Source organism: Kitasatospora sp. NPDC059803, assembly GCF_042732255.1.
In the GTDB taxonomy this organism is placed as follows: domain Bacteria; phylum Actinomycetota; class Actinomycetes; order Streptomycetales; family Streptomycetaceae; genus Kitasatospora.
Map to the genome: position 1 here is coordinate 1 of NZ_JBHWIJ010000152.1, position 2,128 is coordinate 2,128.

The window sequence follows — 2,128 nt, forward strand, 5'->3', positions numbered from 1 at the left end:
GCGTTCACCGCCCCGGTGGCGCGTCCGGCGTCTCGGCGTCAGCCCCGGGGCAGGGCCAGGGACTGAACGGCCGGCAGCTTGCGCCAGTCGCTGGAGACGATGCTGGCGTGCGCCCGGGCCAGTTGCTCGGTGCGGGCGCGGGCCTGCTCGGCCGTCGGGTCGGTGGCACTGATGGCGGGCGCCACGTTGTGCGCGTCCGTCATGACCAGCAGGTAGTGCGAGCGGTCGTACCACGCGGTGTCGACGCCGTTGAGGTACGTGGCGGCGTCGCCGTCGAAGACCACGAACCAGGGCCGGATCCCGGCGTCCGCGCCCGTGTACGCGGCGCGCGGGTCGCCGGTCTTGGCGCCGTGCACGGCGGGGAACAGCTGGGCGTCGCCGATCCGGCCCGCGGCGGCGAGGTCGCGCAGGTGGCGGCCGTACTCGACGTCGGTGTGCAGGGTGTCGAAGGGGTTGCTCTCCTCGACCGTCCCCGGGATCGCGTACAGCAGGACCTTTCCGGCCAGCGCCGCGCGGCTCGGCCAGTTGCCGGCCCGCACCGCCTCGTCCACGCCGGCGTACGAGCCGCCGCCCGGCTTGGCGAGCAGGTCGGCGGGGCGCAGCACGGCCGGGCCCAGGTGGGCGGCGATCAGCGTGTCCAGTTCCGTCGGCCCCATGCCGAGGTTGGCGGAGAAGCCCGCCTTCAGCTCCAGCTTGACGACCAGCGGGCCGGCGCCGGGGTGGGCGCCGAGCCAGACCCGGACGTCGTCGAGGCAGTTCTCCAGGTTCTTGTTGGCGCCGCCGCTGTAGAGCTGCGCCGGGGTGCTGGCGGCGGTGCAGTTGTTGGAGTTGCCGAGCGGGTTGGAGTGGCTGACCTTCCACTCCTTGGTGACGATGTCCGTCCAGATGTCCAGCTCGATCATCCCGGTGCCGGTGTCGAGCCCCTGGGCGAGGTACGGGTAGGCGGCCGGGTCGTAGGTGTTGTGCAGGCCGACGGTGGTGGCCGAGCCGAACGGCAGGTCCGCCGGGCCGCTCGCGGCCGCGTCCTGCGCCGCGTCGGCGGTCGCCGGTATCAGGGCCGCGGCAGCGGCGAGCAGGCCGGCCGCCAGGATGGCGGCGGCGGTGCGGCGTACGGTCACAGGTACTGTCCCCCCAAGTGCGGATGTGCCTCCGGCCGCCCCTCCCGGACGGTCGGACGAAGCATCGCCCACCAGGGCGAGCTTCGGGTGAAGAAGACACGACAATAGCGTGACGGCTGTACCGCTCCCGCCCGGGTTAGCGTGGGCCGTCCAGCAGGCGCGGCCCGGTCCGCGCCGGAGCACCGAGCACCGGAGGAACTCCCGTGTCCCTGGTCCGCGTCCACAACTTCTCGATCTCGCTCGACGGCTACGGAACGGGCGAGGGGCAGAGCCTCGACTCGCCGTTCGGTCACGCCGGCGACCGGCTGCACGGCTGGTTCTTCCAGACCCGGACCTTCCGGCGGATGCACGGCCGGGAGGGCGACACCGGCGGCGACACCGGTGTCGACGACGCGATGGCCCGCACCTGGAGCGACGGCATCGGCGCGGAGATCATGGGGCGCAACAAGTTCGGCCCGCAGCGCGGCCCGTGGCAGGACCACGAGTGGCAGGGCTGGTGGGGGCCGGAGCCGGTGTTCCGCACCCCGGTCTTCGTCCTCACCCACCACCCGCGCCCCACGCTGGAGATGGCGGGCGGGACGACCTTCCACTTCCTCGACGCCACGCCCGAGGAGGCGCTGCGCCAGGCCCGGGAGGCGGCCGACGGGAAGGACGTCCGGATCGGCGGCGGCCCGAGCACCGTCCGGGCCTTCCTGGCGGCGGACCTGATCGACCACCTGCACGTGGTGGTGGTGCCGATCGTCCTCGGCCGCGGCGAGCGGCTCTGGGACGGGCTCGAAGGCCTGGAACAGCGCTTCCGCACCGAGGCGGTGACCAGTCCGAGCGGCGTCACCCACCTCACCTTCACCCGGCGGTGACCGGTCGGTAGCCGGGCAGCAGCCGAAGGCGGTGGGGGGGCGCCCCCCCCCCGGGGGGGCCCCCCCCCCCCCCCCCCGCCGCCCCCCCCCCCCCCCCCCAAAAATAAACCGCCCGGCGCCGCGGAGAAGTTGTAGTAGTAAAAATACCGCGAA

The 2,128-nt window shown here is 73.7% G+C and carries 2 protein-coding genes; one reads left to right on the forward strand and one right to left on the reverse strand.

What is annotated here, in order from left to right; translation table 11 throughout:
- Positions 1-38: 38 nt before the first annotated feature.
- Entirely contained in the window at positions 39-1,118 is a 1,080-nt protein-coding gene (locus ACFV6I_RS23105; RefSeq protein WP_380427360.1) for a phosphatidylinositol-specific phospholipase C domain-containing protein, read from the reverse strand.
- Positions 1,119-1,321: 203 nt separating this feature from the next.
- Here ACFV6I_RS23105 and ACFV6I_RS23110 point away from each other — a divergent pair, with 203 nt between their 5' ends.
- Complete coding sequence (locus ACFV6I_RS23110) at positions 1,322-1,975, forward strand: dihydrofolate reductase family protein (RefSeq protein ID WP_063345937.1); 654 nt, start codon at positions 1,322-1,324, stop codon at positions 1,973-1,975.
- The last annotated feature ends 153 nt before the right edge of the window (positions 1,976-2,128 follow it).